Source organism: Phycisphaerales bacterium (assembly GCA_040221175.1).
In the GTDB taxonomy this organism is placed as follows: domain Bacteria; phylum Planctomycetota; class Phycisphaerae; order Phycisphaerales; family UBA1924; genus JAHCJI01.
In genome coordinates, this window is record JAVJVK010000013.1 from 140,927 (window position 1) to 167,234 (window position 26,308).

Annotated in this window: 16 protein-coding genes and 1 pseudogene; 8 read left to right on the forward strand and 9 right to left on the reverse strand. The window is 68.2% G+C overall.

What is annotated here, in order from left to right; genetic code table 11:
- Positions 1 to 29: 29 nt before the first annotated feature.
- From RIE32_10630 to argC, 6 genes are all read right to left on the reverse strand, one after another.
- Positions 30 to 2,198: a S8 family serine peptidase gene (locus RIE32_10630; protein MEQ9096707.1), complete on the reverse strand. Its 2,169-nt coding sequence runs from the start codon at positions 2,196 to 2,198 to the stop codon at positions 30 to 32.
- Positions 2,199 to 2,455: 257 nt separating this feature from the next.
- Positions 2,456 to 3,877 carry an argininosuccinate lyase gene (gene argH, locus RIE32_10635; GenBank protein ID MEQ9096708.1) on the reverse strand — a complete coding sequence of 474 codons (1,422 nt, stop codon included), beginning with the start codon at positions 3,875 to 3,877 and terminating at the stop codon, positions 2,456 to 2,458.
- Positions 3,874 to 5,115, reverse strand: coding sequence for an argininosuccinate synthase (locus RIE32_10640; GenBank protein MEQ9096709.1), 1,242 nt, complete (start codon positions 5,113 to 5,115; stop codon positions 3,874 to 3,876). Before RIE32_10640 ends, argH begins: the two co-directional genes overlap by 4 nt.
- Complete coding sequence (argF, locus tag RIE32_10645) at positions 5,112 to 6,101, reverse strand: ornithine carbamoyltransferase (GenBank protein ID MEQ9096710.1); 990 nt, start codon at positions 6,099 to 6,101, stop codon at positions 5,112 to 5,114. Before argF ends, RIE32_10640 begins: the two co-directional genes overlap by 4 nt.
- Positions 6,094 to 6,921: an acetylglutamate kinase gene (argB, locus tag RIE32_10650; protein ID MEQ9096711.1), complete on the reverse strand. Its 828-nt coding sequence runs from the start codon at positions 6,919 to 6,921 to the stop codon at positions 6,094 to 6,096. The genes argF and argB overlap by 8 nt, the downstream gene beginning before the upstream one ends.
- Positions 6,918 to 7,964: an N-acetyl-gamma-glutamyl-phosphate reductase gene (gene argC / locus RIE32_10655; protein ID MEQ9096712.1), complete on the reverse strand. Its 1,047-nt coding sequence runs from the start codon at positions 7,962 to 7,964 to the stop codon at positions 6,918 to 6,920. Before argC ends, argB begins: the two co-directional genes overlap by 4 nt.
- 143 nt (positions 7,965 to 8,107) lie before the next feature.
- Between argC and RIE32_10660 the strand changes: the two genes are divergently transcribed.
- The 4 genes from RIE32_10660 to RIE32_10675 all read left to right on the forward strand — a co-directional run bounded on the left by RIE32_10660 (position 8,108) and on the right by RIE32_10675 (position 12,624).
- Entirely contained in the window at positions 8,108 to 8,485 is a 378-nt protein-coding gene (locus tag RIE32_10660; protein MEQ9096713.1) for a rhodanese-like domain-containing protein, read from the forward strand.
- A 613-nt stretch (positions 8,486 to 9,098) separates the two neighbouring features.
- Positions 9,099 to 9,920: a sugar phosphate isomerase/epimerase family protein gene (locus tag RIE32_10665; GenBank protein ID MEQ9096714.1), complete on the forward strand. Its 822-nt coding sequence runs from the start codon at positions 9,099 to 9,101 to the stop codon at positions 9,918 to 9,920.
- 31 nt (positions 9,921 to 9,951) lie between these two features.
- Positions 9,952 to 11,001: a tRNA epoxyqueuosine(34) reductase QueG gene (gene queG / locus RIE32_10670; GenBank protein ID MEQ9096715.1), complete on the forward strand. Its 1,050-nt coding sequence runs from the start codon at positions 9,952 to 9,954 to the stop codon at positions 10,999 to 11,001.
- 6 nt (positions 11,002 to 11,007) lie between these two features.
- A complete protein-coding gene (locus tag RIE32_10675) occupies positions 11,008 to 12,624 on the forward strand; it encodes an NAD(P)/FAD-dependent oxidoreductase (protein MEQ9096716.1) in 1,617 nt (538 codons plus the stop codon).
- Positions 12,625 to 13,008: 384 nt separating this feature from the next.
- On the opposite strand, the pseudogene RIE32_10680 reads toward RIE32_10675, so the two are convergent.
- Together RIE32_10680 and RIE32_10685 are read right to left on the reverse strand one after the other, a co-directional pair.
- Positions 13,009 to 14,154, reverse strand: a pseudogene (locus tag RIE32_10680) (M14 family metallopeptidase).
- A complete protein-coding gene (locus tag RIE32_10685) occupies positions 14,151 to 16,184 on the reverse strand; it encodes a M14 family metallopeptidase (protein MEQ9096717.1) in 2,034 nt (677 codons plus the stop codon). The pseudogene RIE32_10680 and the gene RIE32_10685 overlap by 4 nt, the downstream one beginning before the upstream one ends.
- Positions 16,185 to 16,257: 73 nt before the next feature.
- Here RIE32_10685 and RIE32_10690 point away from each other — a divergent pair, with 73 nt between their 5' ends.
- Entirely contained in the window at positions 16,258 to 17,820 is a 1,563-nt protein-coding gene (locus RIE32_10690; protein ID MEQ9096718.1) for an FtsX-like permease family protein, read from the forward strand.
- A 102-nt stretch (positions 17,821 to 17,922) separates the two neighbouring features.
- Here RIE32_10690 and RIE32_10695 read toward each other — a convergent pair whose 3' ends face one another.
- Entirely contained in the window at positions 17,923 to 21,111 is a 3,189-nt protein-coding gene (locus RIE32_10695; GenBank protein MEQ9096719.1) for an FG-GAP-like repeat-containing protein, read from the reverse strand.
- 633 nt (positions 21,112 to 21,744) lie between these two features.
- Between RIE32_10695 and RIE32_10700 the strand changes: the two genes are divergently transcribed.
- From RIE32_10700 to RIE32_10710, 3 genes are all read left to right on the forward strand, one after another.
- Positions 21,745 to 22,809 carry a GC-type dockerin domain-anchored protein gene (locus RIE32_10700; protein ID MEQ9096720.1) on the forward strand — a complete coding sequence of 355 codons (1,065 nt, stop codon included), beginning with the start codon at positions 21,745 to 21,747 and terminating at the stop codon, positions 22,807 to 22,809.
- 171 nt (positions 22,810 to 22,980) lie between these two features.
- Entirely contained in the window at positions 22,981 to 24,357 is a 1,377-nt protein-coding gene (locus tag RIE32_10705) for a GC-type dockerin domain-anchored protein (GenBank protein ID MEQ9096721.1), read from the forward strand.
- Between the two features lie 171 nt (positions 24,358 to 24,528).
- Entirely contained in the window at positions 24,529 to 26,274 is a 1,746-nt protein-coding gene (locus RIE32_10710) for an integrin alpha (protein MEQ9096722.1), read from the forward strand.
- Positions 26,275 to 26,308: the final 34 nt, after the last annotated feature.

The following is a 26,308-nucleotide window of genomic DNA, read 5'->3' on the forward strand; positions in this document are numbered from 1 at the left end:
CGTTCGCATTCGAGCCTGTCGGTGAGTTCTCAGTCGCAGCCGACGACGAACCGCGACTGGAACAGGATGAAGTCAAACATCGTCAGCACGCCGTCACCGTCGAAGTCCGCTTTCAGGTCACCGTCGAAGAAGGCGGACTGGTAGCCGATGAAGTCGAAGATCGACAACTTGCCATCGCGGTCGAAGTCGACCCGGCAAACGGGCGCCGAGGCCCCGCCCTGGATGACCAGAGAGAAGTGTGCATCGATGCCCGGCGTGGAGAGGTCGGCGTCCTCATTGATCTCCTGGGCCAGCACTTCCACGGTCCAGAGTCCGGGCTCGGCACGCTGGACGAAGACATTCTCGATCGTGTCGACCGAGTTCGGCGAGCCGCCGGGTGCGGAGAACAGTCCTTCGTGCAGGCCGACGTTGCCGTGATAGACCTTGCCGCTGGGCGAGGTCACACGCAGGTCGAGGTCGTTGATTCGGTGGACGGTCGCCGCCGGATTGCCGGGCGGATCGAGATATGCCATCGTGATGCGGAGCGGCGCGCCTTGGGGCGGCATGGCGACGAGGTATTCGGCGCGATCCCCGCTATGCAGCAGTGTCCACGACTGGTCGACGATATATAGCGAGTCGCGCGCGTCGAAGAGGTTGGATACGTTCGGAGGCCCCCAGCCCTGTTCGTCGCGGGAGATGTCGTCGCCAATGGTCCAGGGCTGTGCCGTGTTGATCATCAACGCGCGGGCGGTGGTGGCGCTCGGCCGCCTGGAGAACACGTCGCCCAGTGGCTCCACGGCGTCTCGGAAGACGCCCTCTCCCCAGAGCTGGTACAGAATGCCGAAATGCCCGGCAACGATCGGCGTGGATGCGCTGGTGCCGTTGAACACGGTGTATTCGCCTGGGCCAGCGCTGCTGGTGGTTTCGATGCTGTCGTAGAAGTGCGACAGGTCGGGCTTGACGCGGCCATCGGCTGCGGGGCCGGTGCTTGCCGACCAGTGGAAATCGTCGATCCGTCCGACGGTGCTTTCGTGATTGATGCCGCCGACCGAGATGATGTTCTTGGCCCATGCCTGGGGGCGGGAGTTGCGATCACCCGAGTTTGACTGGCTTTGGGTGATGACGATGTCGTTGAGAAACGCGATGTCGTCCATCTGGGCCGAGATGGTCGTGTAGTCGGTCGCGCGCGGGTCGCCCCAGCTGTTGGTTTGGAATACGGCGCGGTACGGGCCGTCGGGATCGACGAGTTCGGCGGTGTGCTCGTAGCGCCCGGGTCCCTCATCGAGGAAGCCAAGTTCCGGATAGCTCGCGAAGATCCCCTGGCCCTCGGGCAACATGCCGGTCTTGGTCGGGTCGGCCGTTCCATCGCCGAAGACGATGCCGTACACCGCGGTGCCGTGGGCGGTCACGGGGCCATTGGCGGTATGGATGAGCGGTGGCCTTGCCTGGAAATCGAGGTGGCTCGTGCGCAGGCCGCCATCGAGCACCTCGCCTCGCACGCCCCGTCCGCTGAAGCCCAGGCCGTGCAGGCGATCGCCGCCGCTGAAGAGCCTGACGATGTCCATGTCGGGCTCGGGCGCGCCCTTGGCGTCGATGAAGAGCACCTCGGGTCGTCGGGCGACGGCGGTCAGTTGATCCAGCGTCAGCGTTGCTTCGATGCGGAACCCCATCGGCTCGAAGCCATGCACCTGGCCGCCCATCTGGTCGATCGCTCGTGCGACCGCCTGCTGGTCAGCGTTGCCGCGGGAGAGCATCTGGATGGAGTAGCGGGTGGGCGTTGCGTACCCCGTGCCGAGCACGATGGCCTGGAGCAGCGGCTCGTCGAGCTTGTACGCGGGGTGAAAGGGCCCAACCCAGCGGACGGACGCAAGCGAGCGCACCGCGTCGGCAGCGTGCTCGTCCATGCGCACGATGTAGGCGTTATGGGGAAGGAAGCGGCCGATGCGCGCGCCGGCTTCGGTGATGGCCTGGCGGGACTGATCGGTGGCGTGATCATGCAACTGCACGATGTACACGCCGGGGTGCTTGTCGGCCCGGAGCACCCGGGGGACGGCGGGGACGGTGTCGATCGGATCGAATGCGGCATACCGCAGTTTCAGGGTTGCGTGGGAGTCTTGAGAGACGGTCCCGTGGTCGGCGAGGGCTGGTGAGCAGACCAGCGTGAACGCGGCGGCAAGGCAGACCGCCCGCGCTCGCGACGCGGATGTTTCTGTGAGCATTGAGGGAGTGGTCCTTGTGCTTCCTGCACCTCGGGGCGTTAGAGCCGTCGAGGCGGGTCACGGTTTCGGGTCCCGGCGAGAGCGCCCGTGCAAACGCCAGCATCACTGCGGACAGGTTAACGAGCTTTCACTGCAAAACCGTTGAATTTTCCTGCATTCTTTTGAGAAAATGGGTAGTTTTGGGGATTTGGGCAATGATCCCGTACGGGTCTTCGCCATTGCGGATCGAGCCCGCCAGACTGGAGCGGGTTGGCCCCTTAGCCGCGGGCTTTCGCCCCGCTCTCGGTACGCAGCCGATCGCGAGCGGCTGCAGCGGCCTGGGCTACTCGGGCGGGCGCCGTACCACCGAACGCCGAACGCTTGCCAAGCGTGGCCTCGATGGTCAGCACGTCGGCGACGTCGGCATCGATCTTCTCGTGGATGGTGCGCAGGGTGTCGAGGGGGAGTTCTTCCAGCGGCAACCCGGCATCCAGGCCTGCCCGTACCGCCTTGCCGGCGACGTCGTGGGCTTCGCGGAAGGGCACGCCCCTTGCCACCAGGTAGTCGGCCAGTTCCGTTGCGTTGGCGTAGCCCGCAGCGGCGCGGGTTCGGCACCGATCCAGATCGAAGGTGGTCGTGTCGATGACCAGTGCTCCAACGCGCAGGCACATGCTCAGCTCTTCGGCGGCGTCGAAGAGGGCGGCCTTGTCCTCCTGGTTGTCCTTGTTGTACGCCAGCGGCTGGCCCTTCAGTAGGATGAGCAACTGGTTGTGGGCGCCAGCGATGCGGCCGGACTTGCCGCGAATGAGTTCGAGCGCATCGGGGTTCTTCTTCTGGGGCATCAGCGAAGAGCCGGTGGTGACCTTGTCGCTGAGCTTGACCAGTGCGAACTCGGCACTGTTGTAGATGATCATGTCCTCGGCCAGGCGCGAAAGATGGACGGCGCAGGCGGCGAAGACGGCCAGCGTCTCGAGCGCGAAATCGCGATCACTTGCCGCATCGAGGCTGTTGGTGCTCGGGCGCGCAAAGCCGAGGTTGTGCGCGAGTCGGTGGCGGTCGATGTCGTAGGCCGTGCCCGCCAAAGCGCCGCAGCCCAGCGGGCACTCGTTCACGCGGTCGAGCGTGTCGAGAAGGCGTGCGCTGTCACGGGTGAGCATGGCCTCGTAGGCAAGCGCCCAATGGCCGATGGTCACTGGCTGGGCGGGCTGCAGGTGGGTGTAGGCAGGCATGGGGTCGGCCGCGTGCTTCTCGGCCACGTCGATGAGCGCGCGGCGGAGGTCGGCCAACTCGCGACGGCGACCATGGACGCAATCGCGTGTCCACAGGCGGAAATCGGTCGAAACGAGGTCGTTGCGGCTGCGGCCGGTGTGTAGCTTCTTTCCTAGGGGACCCAGGCGTTCGACCAGTTGGTGCTCGACCCAGGTATGGACGTCCTCGAGTCCGGACTCGACTGGCGGGCCGGGCAGCGAGGCGGCATGATCGGCGATCTCGCGCAAGCCGGCGGTGATGCGTTCGCACTCTTCGCTGGTGAGCACGCCAACGTTGCGGATCTCCTGCGCCCATGCGATGGACGCGGTGATGTCCTGCTGGACCATGTGCCAGTCGATGGGCAGCGAGTCGTTGAACCGCTTGAAGAGTTCGTCCGGCGGTTCGTCGAAGCGACCGCCCCACATCGAAGCAGGCTTGCCGGCGGGACTCACGGGATGATCCGGGCGGGCGCCTCGGGCTCCTTGATGTCACGCTGCAGACGCAGGGCCTCGACACGCTGGGTCAGCGTCCACAGGCGGATGAATCCGCCGGCGTGCTTCTGGTCGTACAGCGGGGTGTTGCTGAACGAGGCAAGTCCGGGGTCGTACAGGGCCGCATCGCAGGAGCGTTGCACGACGGTGGCGTGGCCCTTGAACAGACGCACGACGACCTGGCCGGTCAGACGCGACGCCATCGACTCAGCGGCGGCGCTGATGGCCTGGCGCAGCGGCGTGAACCACTTGCCGGCGTAGACGAGTTCGCCGAAGGTGGTGGCCATGTGCTCGCGATACCGGCGGACGTCGCGATCGAACGCGAGTTCTTCGAGCCCGCGCAAGGCGTTCACGAGCACGGCGCCCGCGGGGGTCTCGTAGAGCCCGCGGCTCTTGATGCCCACCACGCGGTTCTCGATGATGTCGACGCGTCCGACGCCATGCCGGCCGGCGATCTCGTTGAGTTGCTCGATGAGTTCGACCCCGCCGAGATAGGCGCCGTTGAGGGAGATGGGGCGGCCGTCTTCAAAGGTCAGGCTCACCTCCTCGGGCTGGTCGGGCGTGTCTTCGATGTTGCGGCTCATCATCCAGACGTCCGGCGGCGGCGCGTTCCACGGGTCTTCGATGGGCCCGCCCTCGTGGGAGATGTGCCAGAGGTTGCGGTCTCGGCTGAAGATCTTGGTCGCGCTCGCAGTGCTCTTGATGTCGCGCTGGCGGAGGTACTCGAGCAGGTCTTCACGCGAGTGAAGGTCCCAGATGCGCCAGGGGGCGATGATTTCCATGTGGGGCGCCAGGGCCGCATACCCGGCCTCGAAGCGGATCTGGTCGTTGCCCTTGCCCGTACAGCCGTGGCAGACGGCGTCGGCACCGACCTCGATCGCGTACTCGACCTGCGCCTTGGCGATGACCGGGCGGGCCATTGCCGTACCGAGTTGGTACGTGGTTTCGTACTGGCAGCCTGCGATCAGCGTCGGGAAGACGTAGTCGTCGACGAATTCCTGCTTGAGGTCCGCGACTTTGCAGCTCTCGGCGCCGGTCTTGCGCGCTTTCTCGATCACGCCCTCGAGCTCTTCGGCGCCCTGGCCCACGTCGGCAACGATGCAATGCACCTCGAAGCCATAGGTTTCGACGAGCCACGGCACGATGGCCGAGGTGTCAAGGCCGCCGGAATAGGCAAGGACGACCTTGCGCTGGGTCATGAGTTCGCTCCGTTCGTGTTCGTGGAATCGCCGCCCAGCAGCATCGTGAGGAGGGCGTTCTGTGCGTGCATTCGGTTCTCGGCCTGTTCGTACACGAGCGAGCCGGGACCATCGATGACCTCGTCGTCGACCTCGACGCCGCGGAAGGCCGGCAGGCAGTGCATGAAGTGCGCCGCGGAGCGGTTCTCCGCCGCGCGGGCCATGGTCGCAGCGGTCACGCGGTATCGCTGGAAGGCTTCAACGCGTTCGTCGCGTTCGCTCTCGCTGCCCATCGAGACCCACGTATCGGTGTAGACCACGTCGTGGCCGGCGATGGCGTCGGGATCGGTGTTCAGCTCGACGGCTCCCCCGGATGCCTCGGCCCGCTCGCGTGCCATTGCGAGCACCGCCGGTTGTGGGTCGTAGGCGCTGGGCGCGATGATCGTGACGTGGGCGCCCAGCGCGCTCAGCGTGAGCACGAGCGAGTTGCAGACGTTGTTGCCATCGCCGATGTAGGCGACTTTGACGCCCTCGATTCGCCCGCAGGCGGCGCGAATGGTCATCGCGTCGCCCAATGCCTGGCACGGGTGCTCGTGGTCGCTGAGTGCGTTGACGATCGGCACGCGGGACACGCGGTCCATCTCCTGGAGCACCACGTGTCGGCGGACACGGGCGACGATGGCATCGGCGTACCGCTCGAGCGTTCTGGTGAAGTCGGTGATCGACTCGCGATCGCCCAGGGGCGAGCCGGACTGGTCGAGATACGTCACGTTGGCGCCCAGGCGAGACAGGCCAATGTCGAAGCTCGTCCGCGTGCGCAGCGAGGGCTTTTCGAACACGAGTGCGACGGCCTTGTTCTCCAGCGTTCGGGCGGGGGTGGGCCACGCCGATCGCATGTCGTCGGCCAGGTCGATGACCACTCGGATGCCGGCGGCATCGAGCTGGGCCGAAGAAAGCAGGCTCTTGGGCATCTGGATGGCCGGTGGCGGCGTGGGTGCGTCAGGCATTGCCGGCTCCCAGCGAGGCCGCGGGCTTGCCGTCCCGGATGATGGTGCCACCGGGTGCGGCAGGATCTCGCCACCACGACGCATCGGCATCGGTCCATGATGCGATTCGAACGGGGGCGTGCAATCGCGCGGCCATATCCACGGCGGCGCGCACCTTGACGATCATGCCGCCGGCGATGATGCCCGCATCGATCAGCCGTTCGATCTCGGCTCGATCGAGCTCGTTGATGAGTCCACCATCGGCGTCGAGTACGCCGGCGGTGTCGGTCAGCAGCACCAGTTGGCTGGCGCCGAGCGCGATGGCGACGCCCGCGGCGGCATCGTCGGCATTGACGTTAAGGGGCAGGCCGTCGTCGTCGGCGCCGACGCACGAGATTACCGGCAGCACGCCCGCGCCCATGAGCGCCAGCAGGCCGTCCACGTTATGGGCGTCTTCGTCGGGATCAACGACGCCCACGCGGCCAAGGTCCACCCCGTCGACCGGTCGATGCACGCGGCAGCAGATGCCGGCGCCCGACAGCGTGAGCCCCGCACAGGAGACGTCGCGGGAGATCAATGCGCCGACCAATGCGTGGTTGACATTACCGCCCACGGCGGCGACGACTTCGTGCATCGTTTGATCGTCGGTGACGCGCAAGCCCTGGACGCGCCGGGCCTCGATGCCGAGCCGATCGAGGCGTGCATCGATGGCGCCGCCGCCGCCATGCACGATCACGAGGCGCTCGTGGGCGGCAAGGCGGGCCAGGGCGTCGATGATGGGCTCCCGCGAGACGGCCGCGTCGACGCCGCGTCCGCCGAGTTTGACGACGACTGCGTTCATGCGAACTCCTTGGAAGCCGTGGTGCGATCGGGCGTCAGGCCGGCGCGCTCGTCGAGCCCAAGCCGGATGTTGACGGCTTGGAGAGCCTGGCCCGAGGCGCCCTTGAGCAGGTTGTCCAGCGAGCAGGCCAAGACGGCATGGTTCGAGCGTTCGTCGAATGCCAGGGCGATGTCGGCGTAGTTGGTTCGCTCGACGCCCGCGACGCTCGGCCAGCGCCCCTTTGGGAGTAAGCGCACAAAGTGGTCGTCGGCGTACGCGGACGCAAGGCATGCGCGAACGTCGTCTTCGCTGGCGTCGGGAATGAGATCAACGTGCACGAGGGCGAGCATGCCCCGAAAGAACGGCGCGACGCTGGGCGTGAAGAGCACCTGCACGCCCGCGTGGTGGGCGATCTCGGGCTGATGGCGGTGCGCGAAGACGTTGTACGGCTCGAGGCTGACTTCCCCAAAGAGGTTGCGTTGCGACGGCGTCCGGCCCGCGCCGCTGATGCCGCTCACGGCGTCTATGAACGGCACCCGGCCCTCGGCGAGCAGGCCGGCATGGACAATCGGACGCAGCGGCAGGAGGCTCGCGGTGGGGTAGCAGCCCGGGCACGAGAGCAGGCTGGCCTCACCGATGGCGGCACGGTTGTGCTCGGGCAGCGCATAGACGGCCTGGCCGAGCAGCGCGGGGGTGGGGTGTTCGAAGCCGTAGGCCGTCGGGTAGTCCGATTCGGGCAGCCGGAAGGCGCCCGACAGGTCGGCAACGACCGGGCAAGAGCCAACCAGGGCGCCGGCGAGCGTGGCGCTGGCTTCGTGCGGCGTGCACAGGAAGACCACCTCTGGCGAGCACGCCAGGATGGACTCGGGCTCGCCCGCCCCGAAGGTTGCCTGGGTGCGTCCACGCAGATCCGGGAAGACGTCCTCGACGCGCTGGCCCACGCTGCGACCCTCGGGCGAGGCGAAAACGCCGGCCAGTTCGAGCGAGGGGTGGGCAAGGACGAGACGGATGAGTTCCAGTCCCGTGTATCCCGTGGCCCCGGCAATGGCGACGGGGATGCTCATCGGCAGCGTGCTCCGGAGGAGTCGGTTACTGATTGGTGCCTGATGGGCTCACGCATTGCGACGTAGCGTATTGGGGCTGAACCGCCACTGCAACCCGTGAGGCCCCGACGCGAACGCCCGAGGCCAATCAGGAGAAGATTCTGTTGAAGCACTCAGAGAAGTTTCTGGCGATCGTGGACGAGGCTCGCGGACGCATCAAGGAATGCACGGTCGAGGACGTCCGGAAGATGCAGGCAGCCGGTGAGGCGTTCGAACTGATCGATGTTCGCGAAGAAAGCGAGTTTGCCAGGGGACGACTGCCGGGCGCTCGCCACATCGGCAAGGGGGTCATCGAACGGGATGCCGAGGCGAAGTTGCCCGACCCAGACGCGAAGATCGTTCTGTATTGCGGCGGGGGCTATCGCTCGGCGCTGGCGGCGGACAACCTCCAGAAGATGGGCTATCGCGACGTCATCTCCATGGATGGAGGGTACCGCGGATGGACCGAAGCGGGTCTTCCCACCGAGCAGCCCGAGACCTAGCCCCGGCGGGTCATCGATCTTCGCGGGCGACGCGGGGTTGCTGGAGCGCCGCGGGAGTGGCCTGCCACACGGTGGGCGCGTAGGACCGCGCCTGCGGCGGGCCGTCAGGACGTGAGGACGTGGCGCAGCCCGAGACCATGCAGCCTGCGGTTGCGGCAAGCAATACACCCCCGACGGTCCGCAGGCCTGGCCAGAGGGTTCGAGTTCGTGTGAAAGGGTGTGTGGTCGTCATACAGCCAAGAGCGTCCTTCGTTGGGGGGCAGCGCACGCTGGCACGTCGGTCAGCGTGCTGTTCGGATACCGGGCGCCGGGCGTTCTGGTCGAGGTTCGCTTGCGACCGCGGCGGCGGCCACGGCGGGGGCCGATCATCGGACGATTCGGCGTCGCGGCATCGGCAGAATTGGGAGAGATTGCCCGGTTTGTGGGGCGGCGGTGTCGTTGACCAGCCCGCGGGTTGTCGTACGATCCGGGCCGACGCGGCGTTCATTCGGGACGTGCGGGATAATGCTGTGCGTGTTATCCCGTATGCCTCTCCGCGTTTGGGCGAGAGGATTGCTCCATGATTCGCACGGCGTTCAGCACGGTTGCCTGTCCCGATTGGACCCTTGTTCGCGTGGCCCGGACCGCAGCCGACCTGGGCTTCGATGGGGTCGACCTGCGAACCTTCGGCTACGACTCGCGCACCTTTGTGTGCGACCCGCTGATGACCAGCGCCAAGAAGGTCGAGTCGACCTTCAGCGACCTGGGCGTGGACGTGTGCGGGCTGGCGACCTCCATCACGCTCGACCACCCGGTGCGCCCCCACGTTGTGGGCCGCACGTTCCTGTTTGATCAGGAGCGTGTGACCAGGCAGGCGACCCGGCTGGTGGACTTCGCGTCGATGGTCGGGGCCCCGTACCTGCGCGTCTTTGGCTTCGAGGTGCCCGAGGGCGAGAAGCGCGCCACGTCGGTTCGGTTGATTGCGAATCGACTGACGGCGATCGCCGACCACGCCAGGCACCGCGGGGTGACGATCGTGCTCGAGAACGGCGGTAGCTTCCGGACCGCCGAAGACCTGCGCGAGATCATCGACATGGTCGACAGCCCGCTGCTGGCGGCCTGTTACAACAACGCTGTCGGCCATGCCGCGGGCGATGACTATGTCAAGGCCGTACGCACCCTCGGCCGCCGCCTGAAGTTCGCGCGGCTGAAGGATGTGGGCGAGGACGGCTGCGTTCGACTCGGCACGGGTCGGAGCGAACCCGAGTCATTCGTCCGCGCGTTGATGGAATACGGGTACTTCGACGGTTGGCTCTGCTACGAATGGGATCGCGCGTGGGACGACACGCTCGCGCCGGCCGAGGACGTGCTGCCAGAGGCTATCCGCACGATCTACGGCTGGCTGGGCGCAACCGGGAGCAAGACCGGCTCGCGCCAGGCAGCCGGGGCGGTCTGACGCTACGGACAAGAGCGAGCGCACGAGGCTGGTGCTGGAGCGTTGCAAGGAGCTTGGCTTTGCGCTCGCTGGCATCGCACCGGTTCGTCGCATGCGCCGCGAGGCCGAGATGCGGGCGTGGCTTGCCCGGGGCCGGCACGGATCGATGGCGTACTTGGCGCGACATGCCGATTTGAAGGCCGATCCGTCGCAGTTGCTCGATGGCGCGACGTGCGCCGTCATGGTCGCGGATCTCTACGCGACGCGCGATGGCGGACCCGATGACGTTCCCGATGGCCACGGGCGCATCGCCCGATACGCCCGCGGCGGCGACTACCACAAGATCATGAAGAAGCGGCTGCACGCGCTGTGCGATGACCTGGCGTTACGCTGGCCCGAGTCGCGCACTCGGGCGTTCGTTGACACTGCGCCCGTGCACGAACGCGAGATGGCGCTCGCGGCCGGGCTCGGTTGGATCGGCAAGCACACGCTCCTGATCCATCCGAAGATGGGAAGCTGGATGCTGCTGGGAGGCGTGCTGACCACGCTGGAACTGGAGGTGCGGCAGTCCGAAGAGCCCGACCACTGCGGTACGTGCACGCGTTGCATCGATGCCTGCCCGACCGATGCAATCACGCCGTACAGCGTCGACGCGTCGCGATGCATCAGCTACCTGACCATCGAACGACGCGGGCCGATTGAGCCCGACTTGCAGCGCGGCATGGGGCCATGGATCTTCGGATGCGACGTATGCCAGGAAGTATGCCCGCACAACTCGCCCCGATCGGGCGACGTGGGCGATGCGAACCCGGCGTACGCGGGAGATCGGTCGTCGTTCGATCTGCTGGAAGTACTCGGCTGGGACGAAGGCGCCCGGCGGGCGGCGTTCGCAAAGAGCGCCATGAAGCGGGCCAAGCTTGGCATGATGCGCCGCAACGCGGTCATCGCGGCGGGCAACGAGATCCGGCGGCTGGGACCCGGCGACGACGTCGCGACGAAGCTGGTGCGTGGATTGCGTGAGGTTGCGGGCGACGCGGCGGCGGACCAGGAACTCCGCACGCTTGCGATGCGCACGCTGGAGGACCTGGGGCAATCGCTATGATCGGTCATGGCTGAGGTCCGGCCCGTGGTGGTGATCGTCGGCGGTGGGTTCGCCGGGCTGGCATGTGCACGGGCGCTCAAGCGAGCCCCGGTTGACCTCGTCCTGGTCGATCGCCGCAACCACCACCTGTTCCAGCCCTTGCTGTATCAGGTTGCCACGGCGGCGCTGTCGCCGGCAAACATCGCGGCGCCGATCCGCCGCATCATGCGCAGGCAGCGTAACTGCACCGTGGTGATGGGCGAGGTCGAAGCCGTCGACGCCGGCGCGAAGACTATCCGCATTGCCGGTAATGAGCGACGGTATGAATTTCTAGTGCTCGCATGCGGCATGCGACACAATTACTTCGGTCATGACGAGTGGCAACGCGTGGCGCCGGGACTCAAATCGGTGGACGACGCGTTGGAGATCCGCCAGCGCGTGCTGCTGGCCTTCGAGGCGGCCGAGGTCGAGGCCGATGAGGCGGCGCGACGAGCGCAGCTCACGTTCGTGGTCATCGGTGCGGGCCCGACCGGCGTGGAACTGGCTGGCGCGATCGCAGAGATTGCGACGCAGTCGATCCCGCGGGACTTTCGCCGCGTCGATACCCGGACGGCGAAGGTCGTGCTGGTCGAGGGCGCCGGCCGCGTGCTGCCGATGTTCCACGAAGAGTCTTCGGAGCGTGCGAAGCGGAGCCTGGAGGGCCTGGGCGTCGAGGTCGTGTTGGGTCAGATGGCGTCAGCCATCGACGATCAGGGAGTCACCATCGGCAAGGGTGAAAATGCGCGGCGGATCGAGAGTCGGTGCGTGCTTTGGGCCGCGGGGCTTAAGGCAGAGTCGGTGTTGGATGGTCTGGACGTTCCCAAGGACAGGATGGGCCGTGTGAAGGTCGAGGCCGATCTATCGGCGCCCGGCCATCGCGAGATATTCGTCGTGGGCGACCTGATGGCGCACGAAGACCCGGACACCGGCAAGGCCACGCCCGGCGTGGCGCAGGCGGCCATGCAGTCGGGCCGATACGTAGGCGAATTGATCGCCGCCGAGGTCGGCGGCGCGTCACGCGGATCTGTTGAACCGTTTCGGTACAACGACAAGGGATCGATGGCGACGATCGGGCGCGCGCGGGCGGTGGCGGAGATCGGTTCGCTGCGCTTTGGCGGGTTTGTTGCGTGGGTGCTTTGGTCGGTTGTGCACGTGTCGTTCCTGATCGGCTTTCGCAACAAGCTCATGGCGCTCATCGAGTGGTCGTGGCTGTACGTGTCGTGGAGCCGCGGGGCGAGGCTGATCACCGGCCGGCGCGCGCAGCCCGACCCGGCCGATCGTGTTGATTCGACCGGGAGGACAGGGTGCGTTGGTAAAGGTCGGGCCTCAGGGGCCCAGCGGGCGAGGCGTGGGCTCGCTGGTGGGCTCGAGCGTGAACGTGCGATCGATGTCCTTGGCCTTCTCGGCCTCGTATCGCAGGGTGAAGGTCGCGCCCTGCTCACCCCTGATGATGTAGCGGAAGATGGCTTCGTCCATGCCGCCGACGCCCTCGTTGAGCTGGATGCGATGCGGCTCGAAGCGGACCTCGTTCATCTGCCGATCGTTGAAGTCGCGCAGGCGGCCGGCGGTGATGACCTCGGCGCCGTTGCCCTCGAAGTGCAGTAGATCGTTCTGCCCGATGTTGTTGCGGCGGGCGATGCTCAGGCGCGTGGGAATGTGGCGCTCGTTGCGAATGGCCACGTCGACCTGCCACAGGCCCGGGGAACGCTCTTCGATGTCGACCCGGCCGAAGCGCAGGAGCGGCATCTGCCGTGCGTGGAACATCGTGAAGGCGAAGTTGCGGTGCGCCTCTTCTTCGAGCATGAACGGCGGCGTGTTGCGGCTCGACCAGCGATTGGTGCCGCCGATGAGGACGGGCCCGTAGTCCGGGTGGTCGTACTCGGTGTAGTCGGTGAACTCGGTGCCGAAGACCATGTGGTCTCGCCAGAGCCATTGCTGGTCTTCGCTTTCGCGTCCGCCCTCGCCCTGGTAGCGCTTGGCGTTGGTCCACAACTCGTTGGTGAAGCTGACGATGCCCAGCGTTTCGGCCAGCCAGTTCACCTGCCCGCCGTGCACGCCGTAGAGGTCTCGCCAGATGATCCAGTCGCGGTAGTAGGGCAGCATCTGGGCGCCCTCGGATGCGATGGCGTCGTAGACGCGCGAGTCGTTGCGGTCGTAGAGGTTGCTGCGGCTTTCGTCGCCGGGCCCGCGGAGGATCATGCCGCCGGAGTTGTGGTAGCTCTGCCCGGCGGCGATGTTGGGCCGCGAGAGGATGAACTGGCCCACGCCGAAGGTCTCGGGCGCGCTGAACGGGTAGGGGCCGGCGCCGAACTGGGCGTAGCCTGGCTGCCAGTCGCCCGGCCAGTTGCGGTTCATGTCGTCGGCGAAGGGCGCGTCTTCGTTGATCCGGCCATCGCCGTCGTTATCCAGGCCCTCCGAGCCCAGGTACTCCCATTCGCCCAGTTCGTAGGGCCCGACGCGTTCGAAGCGACGCGGATCGGTCTCGCTGCGGCGGAAGGGACCGCCGACGCGTTTGCGCCACATCTGCGTGATCGAGCCATCGCCGTCGAGGTCGTCGTAGCCGTCCTCGTCCGATACGCCATCGGCGTCGTTATCAAACGGGCGCTGGTTGTGTCGGCTGGAACTGGACGTATTGGGCTGGGCAAACCACCATGCCCGACCATCGGGGTTCGTCACGGGCACGAAGTAGAACGAGGCGTTGTCGAGCAGTTCGGTCAGGTGCTCGTTCTTGCCGTGGTTCTCCACGAGATACCAGAGCGAGTAGAGCACCACTTCGGCGGCCTGCACCTCGTTGCCGTGGATGTTGCCGTCGATGTACATGGCCGGCTTGGTCCCGTCTTCGCCCGTTTCGGGGTTGTTGGCGATGGCAAGCCAGACGTCGCGGCCCTGGAGGCTCTTGCCCAGGCTCTTGAGGGTGACCAGTTCGGGATGGGCTGCCTCGATCTGCTTGAGCAGGTCGACGATCTGGTCGTAGTCGTAATAGCGGTTCCAGGCGATGTCGACCTTGTAGTCGGGGTTGTACCGCCGGGTGCCATCTTCGGCCGCCGGGGGCATCTGCTGGGTCTGTGCGATGGCAGGGGCTGCGGCGACCGCGGCCAGGAGCGCCATCTTCTTGATCGTGTGCAAGCGTTTCATCGGTTGCCTCCCTGCTGCGTCTCGGCCAGTTCGATCTGGATGTCGGTGGTGCCGAACTCTTCGGTGCGAAGCTGAGCGTTGAGCGTGTCGCCCTCGCTCGCCAGCACGAGCCACTCGGCACGCATGGTGCCGCCGGGCGCGATGCTGTTCTCGCGGTTGATGGTCGAGCCGCTGAGCAGCGTATCCTGCGGCACGTCGAGCGCGAGCACGTACGGCGCCAGTCGTCGCGCCTTGTCGCCCAGCGCGGTGCGGGTGGGCAACTCGCCCTCGTTGTGCACCTCGATGGTGATGCGCCAGACGCCGTCTCCGACCTTCTCGACCACCGGCTCGTCGATGGCAAGCCGCGGCATCATCGCCAGGAGTTGCTCGATGAACGCCCCTTGCGCCTGGACGATGTCCTCGACGGCGGCCTCGGGCGCGTTGAGCTTGAACCCCGGCACGAACCCGCCAACCTCGACGGTGCCGAGCTGGGGATGGTCGACCGCTTCCCAGTCGACGAAACCCGAACCCACGCGGTCGGCGTAGGCCAGCCACTTGGCGTCGTCAGAGTCCTTGCCGCCGCCACCGCCGCGGGCGCGACGGGTAGGGCGCGGCGCCTCGGGCCTGGCTTCCTGGGCCATGGGGTCTGGTGCGCCCTGAGCGATCGTCATGATGCGCTCGCGCGTGGCGGCGGGCAAAGCCTGGAAGGCTTCCATGCGCTCGGCCTGCTCGGCTTCGCTGAGCGTCTGCGCCTCGGCCAGCGCGTTCTGGATCGCCTCCTGGGTGAGCACGAGCTTGTAATCGCCGATCATCACGAACGGCGGCTCGTCGGGTGCGGGCTGCTCGGCCTGGGCGCCCGCCTCTGCAGCATCGTTGTCGCCCCCTTCGTTGGCGCCTTCTTCCTTGGGCGCTTCGGGACGTTGCCAAGGGTTGGTGGCGATGGTGACCAGCCCCAGGTGGGCGTATGACCAGCCGGAGAACGAGCCGTCCAGGCTGACCTTGTCGGCCTGGGACAGCTTGGTGGCTTCCTTGTATTGCTCGCTGAGGCGGTCCATCAGCTCCTTGTCGGCGCGCTCCAGGCCCGTGGGCACGCGGCCGGTGTGGTCGTACCCGCTCGAGGCGGGCACGTTAATAATGGTGTCGTGCGGGCCATACACGATGGCCGCCATGACGTTGGGCCGCTCGAGCAGCCAGGTGGCCAGTGCCTTGCTCTCGGCTTCGCTGAGCGGGTACGCGCCGCTGCTGGTCCCGAACTCTGGCCAGCGATATGGGAAGTTCCTGTTGAGATCGACGCCGCCCGCGCCGTCTTCGCCCATCTGGCCGTCGCCGTCCTGATCGGCCGCTTCGGGTAACAGGGCGTGCGTGGCGACCTCGCCCTTACTGGCGTCGGCGCGGCGCATCAGACGTGGATGGTCGGGATCGACCACGTGGGTCAACTCGATGCCGTAGCGGGGCACGGGCCGGTCGATGCGCATCATGGTGATGTGGCCGTCGCCGTTGAGGTCGGCGGGTCCGTCCTCGTCCATGCGGCCGTCGCGGTCGGCGTCTTCGGGCGTGCGCGTGCCGCCGGGCACGGCGGCGGTGGTATCGTCGCGGCCCTGGGCGTCTCGGTTGACGCGGGGAATGACATAGACCGTGGTGTGCTCGAGGTCGGCCTCGCGTTCGAGGTGGCCGACCAGTTCACGGGCGACCATCGGGCCGGTCTCGTGGCGGCCATCGATGCCCGCGACGACGAGCAGGCCGGGCTTGGCGTCCGGGTCGCCTTGGCCCTGGCTGACCCGGTAGACGTAGATGGGTTGTTCGTTCGCGGTGCTGCCGATACGGAAGCGGTCGACCGCGAGCACGCGGCCGGCGTGCCCCGCCGCGACGATGCGCGACGCGGTGGGCGTTTCGGTCAGCACGGCCCGGGGCGGCTGGCCTGCGCGGGGCGAGTGTTCATCGTGCGCACCGCCTTGCTGGGCCGAGCAGGCGGCCAGGCCAGCCAGGAGCGCGAGCGAGGAGGCCCGCACGAGCGGGCCGACGCGGTATGGTGGGGGTTTCAACGGGTTCATGGTGGCACGATACCCCCGTTCCACGCCCGGGGTTACGCATTACCGGGCCGTGGGGGGCCTCTACACTGGGCCCATGTACGCCGCCGTGCTGGCTCGAAAGTATCTGACGACCAAGGCCATCCCCCTGCTGGCGGCGCTGGCGGTCACCCTGAGCGTCGCGACCGAGCTGATCGTGTGGTCGGTCATGGGCGGGTTCCTCACGATGCTGGTCAATGAAGGCCGCAAGACCGACGGCGACCTTCGCATCACCTGGGAGCACGTGGGCTTTGGCCACTACGAGGAGCTGATCGAAAAGCTCGAGTCTGATCCCGCCATCGCCCACGCCACGCCGCTGATCGAGACGCTGGCCATCCTGGGCATGCCCGACGACCGGCCCGTGAGCGTGCAGCTGCTGGGCGTCGACCCCGACAGCTACGCCGATGCGACGGTGTACGAGCAGAGCCTGTACTGGCGGCCCATCGAGGGCGGCAACGAGCCCGTGCAACTGGACGAAGACGGCCAGCCCATGCTGCGCGATCCCAGGATGGAGCCCCAGAACGAGGGCGACCTGACGCAGTGGCTGGCCGAGGGGCGCACGCTGCGGACGCCCGATGGCCAGGCGGCCATGGTCACGGGCATCGCGGCGACGAGCTGGAACTGGCGGGTCGTGCCGGGGAACTTCTACGTGCCGCGTTTTACCGAGCAGCGGCTGCCCAGCGGCGGCGTGCGGATCGATCGCTCGTTCCTGCCCGAGACCAGCGTGCGGCTGACCGTGCTGCCCCTGGGCCAGGAGGGCACGGGTGCGCTCGACTTGCGGACCATCGAATTCCCCATCGCCAACGAGCTCTCGACGGGCAACTACGCGTACGACTCGACGATGGCGATCGTGCCGCTGGAAGCCTTGCAGGACCTCCTGCAGATGGGCGCGGCCCAGCGCATCGACCCCGCCAGCGACCCCTTCGCCGTCGAGATTGGCCCCGACGGGGTGGAGCGCCCCGTGCGGCCGACGATCCAGGGCGAGAGCCCGGCGCGGGTGACCGACGTGCTGGTGCGCGCCGCCCCGGGGGTGACGAGCGCGGCACTGGAAGAGGCGGCCGAGCGCGTGTATGAGGCGTTCGCGCAGGAGCACCCCGGCGAGGTGCCAAGCTCGCGGTCGATCGGCATCCAGACCTACGAGCAGCGCAACGCCATGTTCATCGGCGCCGTGCAGAAGGAGACCACGCTGGTGCTGTTCATCTTCGGCGTGGTGAGCCTGACCAGCGTGTTCCTGGTGCTGGCGATCTTCTGGGCGATGGTCAGCGAGAAGACGCGGGACATCGGCGTCTTGCGGGCCATCGGCGCGTCTGGCACGGGCGTGGCCGCGGTCTGGGTGGGCTACGGCCTGGCCATCGGCATCGTGGGCAGCGCGCTGGGCGCGGGGCTTGCCGCACTGGTCGTCACGAACATCAACCCCATCCACGAGTGGCTGGGCGAGGCCCTGGGCGTGCAGGTGTGGGACCCCAACGTCTACTACTTCACGACGATCCCCACCGACCTGGACGCCACGAAGTTCATCATCATCGTCGCGGGCGGCATCATCGCGAGCGTGGTGGGGGCGCTGGTTCCCGCGGCGCGGGCGGCGGTGATGGATCCGGTGAAGGCACTGCGGTTTGACTGAGTTGTTTTGACGCTTCGCCGTTCAGGGGGCGGCTTTATGGCCTGCACGGATTGTGGCGAAAACTCTTTTATCGGGCCAGCATGAACTTGCCGTGGCGATGCCTTACTGGCATCCCGCGTCGAACGCGTTCTGGAACGCGAGGAAGTCGAACAGCGTCAGGCTGCCATCCCCGTCGAAGTCGGCGGCCAGGTCGCCGGCGTCGAAGAGGTTCTGGAAGGCCAGGAAGTCGAAGATGGTCAGATCGCCGTCGCCGTCGATGTCCGGTCGGCACGCGTCCTCCAGCGCGATGGCGAAGGGCAGGGCCTGGCCGGTCGTGTCGAAAGATTCGTCGAACGTCGAGCCGCCGCGTTCGAACGACACCGTGATCGATGGGTCCAGAAGCGCGCCGCCCGGGACCGTCGCCATCAGCAGGCCGCCGGCGGGCACGTCCATCGCCTCGAGCATGCCGGGCAGGCCGCCCGTGGTCAGCGTGACCATCTCCATCGCGGTATCACCGCGATTCACGATGGAGATGAGGTCGAGCCCGGGGAAGATCGAATCGACGGCCGCCAGCGCCACGTCTGCAGCGGGCGCCTCGTCGAGGATCACCGCCTCGATATCGTTCCACTGCAGCGCCTCGGTTGCTTCGGCGGCCACGCCCGCCGGGGACGGGTCGCCGACGAGTGCGGGAAGCAGCGGGGTGCGCGTGCCCGTGAGCGGGTTGTCGTCGAGCAGGGCCGTGCTGCCGACGATCAGGAACGTCTGTCCCTGGTTATCGATGTCCAGCCCGAAGAGGTCGTTGTTGGCGATGATAACGAGGCGACCATCGGCCCCATCGTTGACGCCCGGCTGGCCGCCGCCGCCGCCGCGCTGGCTGCCCACGAAGCGCCCGCCGACGGGGTCGACCTCGACGATGCTGGCCTCGATCAGGATGGAGCCGCCGCCACCGCCACCACCTCCGCCGCCGGACCCGCCGTTGCCGCCGTTGCCACCGCGACCACCGTCGCCGCCGTCACCGCCATCGCCCCCCGTCGTGCCATCAAACCTCCCAGGGCTCCCTGGCTCGCCCAGCGTCCCCGCGGCGCCGGGGCTTCCGCCAAGACCGGCGGCACCAGGGATTCCGGCGGTACCGTCGCTTGTCATGAGCGGTGGCAGGACGATGCGCGTCAGCGCGGTCAGCATGAGGCTGCCGCCGCCTTTGCCGCCTGGCCCACCGGCACCGCCGAGGCCGCCATCGCCTCCCCTCCCCCCGAGGCCGCCATCGCCGCCGCCGCCGCCGCGACCGCCAGAGTCGCAGCGGGAGCAATCTTGACCGCCCGCACCGCCTCCGCCACCTCCGCCGCCCGCAGCGCCGCCGCTGCCACCGCCACCTGCGGCACCGGACCCGCCGCCTGCACCACCGCTGGCGGAAAGTGGCACGAATGTCCCGCCGGACACACCACCGCCGGCTTGACCAGCTTGACCGTCAGTCGCGCCACCGGGTCGTCCGCTGATGGAACCGCCTGAGGTTCCATCCCTACCACTGCCGGTTCGCGGGGTCCCACCCAAGCCTCCATCGCCGCCCATGGGTGTCGCGGTGCCGGCGCCGCCCGAGCTCGCGCCACCAGCCCCTGCGGTCGTCTGGGAGGGGCCCCCGAAACCCGGGTCGCCGGGGGTCCCGGCTCGACCGTTCTCGCCCGCAGATCCCGAGAGCCCCGGCGTTCCCGAATCTCCCGAGCCCCCGGCCCGGCCGCGTCCGACGCACGGAATGCAGCTCCCGTCGATCCCGAACCCGCCCGGACCTCCGCGACCACCCTCCAATCCCGGAACTCCGCCCACGCCGGCAGTCCTCGGCGCGGCGCCGCCCAGGCCGCCATCTCCGCCGCCCAGTTCGCCGGGCGGCACGTCGATGAACCCGCCGATCGTCATCTCCACGGCTGCGATCGTGACCGGCCGGGAACCAGAAATGTCCCACTGGACGCCCGGCCCGACGTTGACGACGCCCAGGTCGAAGAAGGCCGAACCATCGCCGAGGACCGAACCCACGATGGCGGCGCTGGGGCCGGTCAGCCTCGGTGGCGTGGCGCTCGAGTCGATCGTGATCACGCCGGCGTCGGCCATCAGGTCCGGACCGGAGCCGCTGGCGAAGTAGGCCGGGTCGGTCGTCGCGCGGCACTGGTTCTTCAAGAGCAGCACGGCATCGGGCGACAGGGCCGACGCGAACAGGTCCAGATCATTGTCTCGATCAACGTCGGCCAGCGCGACGTAGCCCGACTGGGTCGCGCCAAGAATCGACTCGGCAGCCGCAAGGCCGCCCGCGCCATCGCCGCGAAGCAGGAACGCGCCGACGGCGTCGATGCAACTCACCACCACATCGTCGTGCCCGTCGCCGTCGACATCGCCCACCGTCATGCCGGAGGGCTCGTTGCCAACGGCACGCGTGCCCGAGGGCACCAGCGTTCCGTCACCGGCGTTCAGCAGCACGGTGACGTCGTTGCTCAAAGCGCCAGCCACGACGACGTCCGGATCGCCATCGCCGTCCAGGTCAACGACCTCGACGTATCGCGGCCACTCGCGCGCCGGATAGACGACCTGCGGTGCGAATCCCCCCGCGCCGTCCCCGAGCAGCACGCCGACCGTGTCGTCGTCGCGGTTGGTGACGACAAGGTCCGGATTGCCATCGAGATCGAGGTCGGCGCTCGCGGTGCCGAATGTGACGGCTCCGGTGGGAAGCGTGGTCGTTGACGGGAACGATGCAAGCCCGTCGTTGAACAGCACGGTCACGGTCGCGTCGGCGCCGTTGCTGGCGGCGATGTCCAAGTCGCCGTCGAGATCAAAGTCGTCGATGGCGAGATCGATGGCGATCCCAGGGGTCACCCAAAGCTCGCTGTCGGGGAACAGGCCCGCCCCGTCGTTGCGGAGGACCGTGACGCCATCCTCGCCCACGAGGCCGACCGCAATATCCAGATCGCCGTCGCCGTCGAGGTCGGTGACCCGGGCGTCCAGCGGCGCGTTGCCGACCGGATAGGCCGCGCGCGTGCCGAACGATCCCGGCGCATCGCCCAGGAGAACGACAACGCCTTCGTCGGCGCTCACGACGACGAGGTCGATCAGGCCGTCACCGTTCAGGTGCGCGGGAACGACGGCGCGAGGCCGATCGATCGCCGCCGCGACGAGCGCGTCCCCGAAGACATCAGCGAGGGGGCACGCCTGCCCCAATGCCGCCGTGCCCACGGCTTGCCCGGCCGCGAGGGCGAGCAGGGTGGCCAGCGGGGTGCTCCGGCGGTGCGAAGCGCGGGCGGTCGAGCGAGCGCGGTAGGCGTGCGTGGCCATGGCGGGTCCCCTCCGAGTGCGTGCGTGCGGGCGGCACTCGGACCCGCACGACGCCGCACCGGCTCTGGGACCCCCGCGATGGAATCGAGACTACGAAGTCAAATACGCGGGCGTCAAGGCCGCGTTACGCGAAGATTCGCCGAAGAATGCCGCAAAAACGCTCCCGCCGCCGCACGCCACCACGGCGGTGCAAGGCCCGAGAACCCCGGTGACGGTCCTCCGCGCTGCCCTGCCCGTCCTTGCGTCACCGCCACCCGTCTCTCCGTGAGCGTTGACGGTCCTTCCGTTCACGCCACCCGTCCTTCCGTCACCGCTGACCGTCCTTCCGTCACCGCTGACGGTCCTTCCGTCACGGCCACCCGGGCTTCCGTCACCGCCGCCCGAAGGACCGTCTCCGCCACCGGGGGCCCCATCGCCGCCGCGCGAGGCCCCTTCGGAGCGCCTGGATAACCGAGCGGCGCGGCCAGGGCCGCTCGCACGGCCGCCGGGGGCCGATCCGGACGGGGCGGGCCTCGTGGCGGCCCGGCGGATGGGGCCGGCCGAACTTCCCCTTGCGGCCCGGCCCCGTTCCTGGTATATTGGACGCCGGGCGGCCGACGGGCGGCCCGTGTGTTCGTGGAGGAGACGCCGACCATGCCCAGCCGCCCGCCGCCCCCCTTCGTGGCCTCGATGGCCGCGTGCCTGATCGCGTCCGCCCTGGCCGCTGCGCCCGCGTTCGGCCAGATCGCCCTTGGGGCACACGACGGCGACGCGTTCTGCGGCACGCGGCTCACCGAGGCGACCGGCCGGCGGCACGCCGAGCGCGAGCGGGCCGGGGTGCTCGCGGCGGCGCTCGAGGCCTTCCCGCCGCGCACCGATGCGCCGCTGCGCGTGCGCGTCGTCTTCCACATCGTGCGCGCCAGCGACCGCACGGGCGGGGTCGATCCCGCGCTGCTGCCCGCCGAACTCCAGGCGATGAACGACGCGTTCGCGCCCGCGGGCTTCGGCTTCGTGCAGGAGGGGCCCGTGCGCTTCATCGACGACGATCAGTTCTACGAGTTTCCGAGCCTGGACGACCTCAACCTGATGCGCAGCCGCTTCAACGAGCCCGGCGCGGTGAACGTGTTCTACGTGCCCGAGATCCTGCTGCTGTGCGGCTTTGCGAGCTTCTCGGGCGACGCGATCCAGGGCATCGTGATCAAGGCCGCGTGCATGGGCGGACCGACCACGCCCCACGAGGTGGGCCACTACTTCGACCTGTACCACACGCACGAGACGTTCTTCGGGGCCGAGTGCCCCGATGGGAGCAACTGCGCCACCGCGGGCGACCTCGTGTGCGACACGCCGGCGGACCCGGACCTGCGCGGCGTCGTCGGGCGCGACTGCATCTACACGGGCACGGCCTCGCGCTGCCGGCAGTTCTTCGCGCCCGACACGCGCAACGTGATGAGCTATTCCGATCTCGATTGCCTCGAAACCTGGACCCCCCAGCAGCACCAGCGCGCGCTGTCCGTCCTGCTGGCCGAACGCGCCGACCACATCGTCAGCGAATGCGAAGCCGACCTGGACGGCGACGGCGTGCTCACGATCTTTGATTTCCTCGCGTTCCAGAACCTCTTCGACATGGGCGATCCGGCGGCGGACTTCGACGGCGACGGCAGCCTGACGATCTTCGACTTCCTCGCGTTCCAGAACGCGTTCGACGCGGGGTGCCCGTAGGGATCGCGGCCCGCGGGCGGCCCCTCGTGGCCGGCCATAGGCCATGCGTGGCCGATGAAGCGGGGAATGTGCGATCGCGTGTGCAACGTTCGTGCTCGGGTGCAGCCGGCGCGCGTGTTGCACGTATGCTCCGGTGGCACGCCCCTCGACCCCGGAAGCGAGAAGAAAGACATGGATAGACCGATCACCGCCCGCGCGATGGCCGCCGCCGTCGCCATCACGTGCTCGGCCGCGCCCCTCGCGTGCGCCCAGAGCGTCACCATCACGAAAGTCATCGGCGAGGAGGACACGCTGCCCAACGGCTACCGCTACGGCGGCGGCGGGCTGGCGGGGATGGACGGCGACCGCATCGCCTTCTACGTGGGCACGATGGACGGCGACGACGCCGTGTGCGTGCGCAACGTCGTGACCGGCGACACGATCGTCCTGGCCGACACCGACGCGACCGTGAGCCCGACGTATGGCGAGGTCTTCAAGAGCCTGACCAACCCGACCATCCGCGGCGACGAAGTGGTCTTCCCCGGCGCAGCCCAGTTCTTCACCAACGAGTGGGAGGGCCTGTACCTCGCCGATGCGGGTGGCGCGGGCGAGGTCAGCGTGATCATCGACGAGTTCTTCCCCGGCGTGCGCATCCCGCGATTGCCCGCGCAGAACGACGCGGGCGTGGCGTATCGCGACGCGGGATACGCGGGCGAGCCGCTGTTCTTCACGACTCTGGGCGGGGCGATCACGCCCATCGCCACGCGCAGCATCGCCGCGCCCGGCGGTGGCACGTACTTCGACGTGGAGCCGCCCAGCGCGGGCGGGAACCTGGTCGCCTTCTGGGGCATCGCGACCGGCTCGGACATCGGCGCGCTCTGGGGCGCGTGGGTGTGGGATGCGTCGACCGAACAAACCACGCTGCTCGCCCAGGAGGGCCAGCCCATGGTGGGCGCGCCCGCGGGCGTGGCGTTCGACATCGTGGCGGCCATCGATACCGACGGAGAGCGCGTGCTGGTGGGCGGCTCAAGCGGCAGCCTGCCACGCGACTTCTACTCGGCCCTGTACCTGTGGGGCGGCTCGAGCACGCTCCAGGAAGTCGTCAAGCGCGGCGACACGATGCCCAGCGGCGAGACGTTCGGCTTCGTCAGCGGCATCGCCGTCGACGGCGACACGGTGCTCTTCCGCGGCGAGACGCACGCGGGCGACGTCGTCGCGCTGTACGTGTGGATCGACGGCGAGATCATCGAGATCCTGCGTGCCGGCCAGGCCCTGCCCGATGGCAAGGAGGTCTACAACTTCAACCTCCGCCCGCGCGCCCTCTCGGGCGATCGGGTCGTGATGAACGTGGGGCTGAGTCGCCTGGGCGAGGACGGGATCTACTTGGCGGAGATCAATCGTTGCCGGCCGGACCTCGATGGCGACGGCGTGCTGACGATCTTCGACTTCCTGGCCTTCCAGAACCTCTTCGACGCGGGCGACCCCACCGCCGACTTCGATGGTGATGGCGAGCTGACGATCTTCGACTTCCTGGCGTTCCAGAACGCGTTCGACGCGGGGTGCCGGTAGAAGGCGGCATTCCCATACATCATCCGTAACATCGTTGGTTGACCCACCGTCAGCGGCGGGCAAGTCGATGCTTCACGTGTCGTTTCACATTTTCCTCATGAAACTCACTCTGGTTTGTGGTATGCTGGAAGGGAGCATCCGTTGGAGCGGGCAGGCAAGGGAGGGTTGCAGATGGACACGCGCTGTGGTCGCTGGTTGTTGGGGTCGGTCGTCGTTGGATCGCTGATCGGTGCGAGCACGCCCGATGCCTGCGCGCAGGGCGCGCTCAGCGAGCCCTTCGAGCCCATCGTTGAGCTGTCGAGCGTCGATGGACGCACCGGGGCGGCGTTCAACGGCGCGGCGATCCGCGATGGCGTCGGCGGCGCCGTCGCGCTGGTGGGCGATGTAAACGCCGACGGGATCGACGACGTCGCCATTGGCGCCAGCGGCGCCGGCGCGGGCGGGGAGGCCTACGTGCTCTTTGGTCGCGGGCCGACCGCCGGCGGCTCGCTGCCCGGGGAGATCGGGCCGAGCGACCTGGATGGCGTGCTGGGGTTCCGGCTCATCGGGCCGGATCGCAATGCCGGGGCGGTCGTCGTGGCGGCCGGTGATTTCAACGGCGACGGCATCGATGACCTGGCGCTCAGCGATCCCTTCGCGACCGGGGCGGCCGGAACGCGCTCGGGCAGGACCTGGGTCGTCTTCGGCCGCGCCGGTGGATTCCCGCCCGACGTGCGCCTGTCCGACCTGGACGGCAGCGACGGCGTCGCCCTGGCCGGCATCGGCAGCAGCGGCTCGTCGGTCTCGGCCGCGGGGGACGTAAACGGCGACGGGCTGGACGACCTGATCATCGGTGCACCGCGGGGCATCGGCGAGGCCTACGTAGTGTATGGCTCGCGCGATGGGTTCCCGGGGTTGATCGATCTCACCATGCTGGATGGGGTCAACGGGTTCCGCCTCGTTGGCACGACCGGCGAGAGCGCGGGCCGGGCCGTCGCCGGCGTGGGCGATGTGAACGCCGATGGCGTGGCCGACGTGGCCGTGGGCGCGCCCGAGGCCGATGTGCGTGGGGCCGGGGGCCAGGGCCAGACCTACGTGGTGTACGGCCGCGCGGGCGGGTTCCCGCCGGTGGTGGAGCTTGCGCGCTTGGGCGCGGGTGAGGGCGCGCGGCTGCTGGGCGATGTCCAGTTCGTGGCCAGCGGGAGTGCGCTCTCGGCGGCGGGCGACCTGAACGACGATGGCATCGACGATCTCGCCGTCGGCGCCGCTGCGTGGGGCCCGGACACCTCCAGGGGTAATGGTGCGTGCTACGTGGTCTACGGCGTTGCCGGCGAGCTGCCATCGGTGTTCGACCTGACCGATCTGGACGGCGACAACGGCTTCCAATTGGTCGGCCCGCGCGGCGGGGCCAACCTGGCCAACGCGATCGCATCGGTCGGTGATGTCGATCAGGACGGCGTGGACGATCTGCTCATTGGCGCCGCTGGTTCGTACGACGGAGATCGTCGCGTCGGGTTCGCCTACCTGGTCTCGGGTCGCTCGGGCGGCGGGTTTGGTGCGCTGACCGACATCGAGACGCTGGTGGGTCGCGGCGTCGTCCGATTCCAGGGCGAAGAAACGCAAGACAGCGCGGGCAGCGACGTCTCGGGTGGCGGCGACATCAACGCCGACGGCGTACTTGATCTGATCATCGGGGCCGACGACAACGACGCGGGCGGCGTGGACGATGCCGGCAAGGCGTACATCCTGTATGGCCGCGACCCGAGCCGGTGCGCGGCCGATCTCGACGGCGACGGCGCCTACTCAGCATCCGACTTCCTGTTCTTCCAGAACCTCTTCGACATGGGCGACCCCGCGGCGGACTTCGATGGCGACGGCGAGTTGACGATCTTCGACTTCCTCGCCTTCCAGAACGCGTTCGATGCCGGGTGCCCGTAGGCACCTGTCGCTCGTGCGAGGCCGATGGGCGGAC

Excerpts from the sequence above, each read along its gene's own strand:
- RIE32_10640 (MEQ9096709.1), bottom strand. The coding sequence starts at position 5,115 with ATGACCCAGCGCAAGGTCGTCCTTGCCTATTCCGGCGGCCTTGACACC.
- RIE32_10705 (MEQ9096721.1), top strand. The coding sequence starts at position 22,981 with ATGGATAGACCGATCACCGCCCGCGCGATGGCCGCCGCCGTCGCCATC.
- argC (MEQ9096712.1), bottom strand. The coding sequence starts at position 7,964 with ATGAGCATCCCCGTCGCCATTGCCGGGGCCACGGGATACACGGGACTG.
- RIE32_10700 (MEQ9096720.1), top strand. The coding sequence starts at position 21,745 with ATGCCCAGCCGCCCGCCGCCCCCCTTCGTGGCCTCGATGGCCGCGTGC.
- RIE32_10690 (MEQ9096718.1), top strand. The coding sequence starts at position 16,258 with ATGTACGCCGCCGTGCTGGCTCGAAAGTATCTGACGACCAAGGCCATC.
- RIE32_10695 (MEQ9096719.1), bottom strand. The coding sequence starts at position 21,111 with ATGGCCACGCACGCCTACCGCGCTCGCTCGACCGCCCGCGCTTCGCAC.
- RIE32_10630 (MEQ9096707.1), bottom strand. The coding sequence starts at position 2,198 with ATGCTCACAGAAACATCCGCGTCGCGAGCGCGGGCGGTCTGCCTTGCC.
- RIE32_10685 (MEQ9096717.1), bottom strand. The coding sequence starts at position 16,184 with ATGAACCCGTTGAAACCCCCACCATACCGCGTCGGCCCGCTCGTGCGG.
- argB (MEQ9096711.1), bottom strand. The coding sequence starts at position 6,921 with ATGAACGCAGTCGTCGTCAAACTCGGCGGACGCGGCGTCGACGCGGCC.
- RIE32_10675 (MEQ9096716.1), top strand. The coding sequence starts at position 11,008 with ATGGCTGAGGTCCGGCCCGTGGTGGTGATCGTCGGCGGTGGGTTCGCC.
- RIE32_10710 (MEQ9096722.1), top strand. The coding sequence starts at position 24,529 with ATGGACACGCGCTGTGGTCGCTGGTTGTTGGGGTCGGTCGTCGTTGGA.
- argF (MEQ9096710.1), bottom strand. The coding sequence starts at position 6,101 with ATGCCTGACGCACCCACGCCGCCACCGGCCATCCAGATGCCCAAGAGC.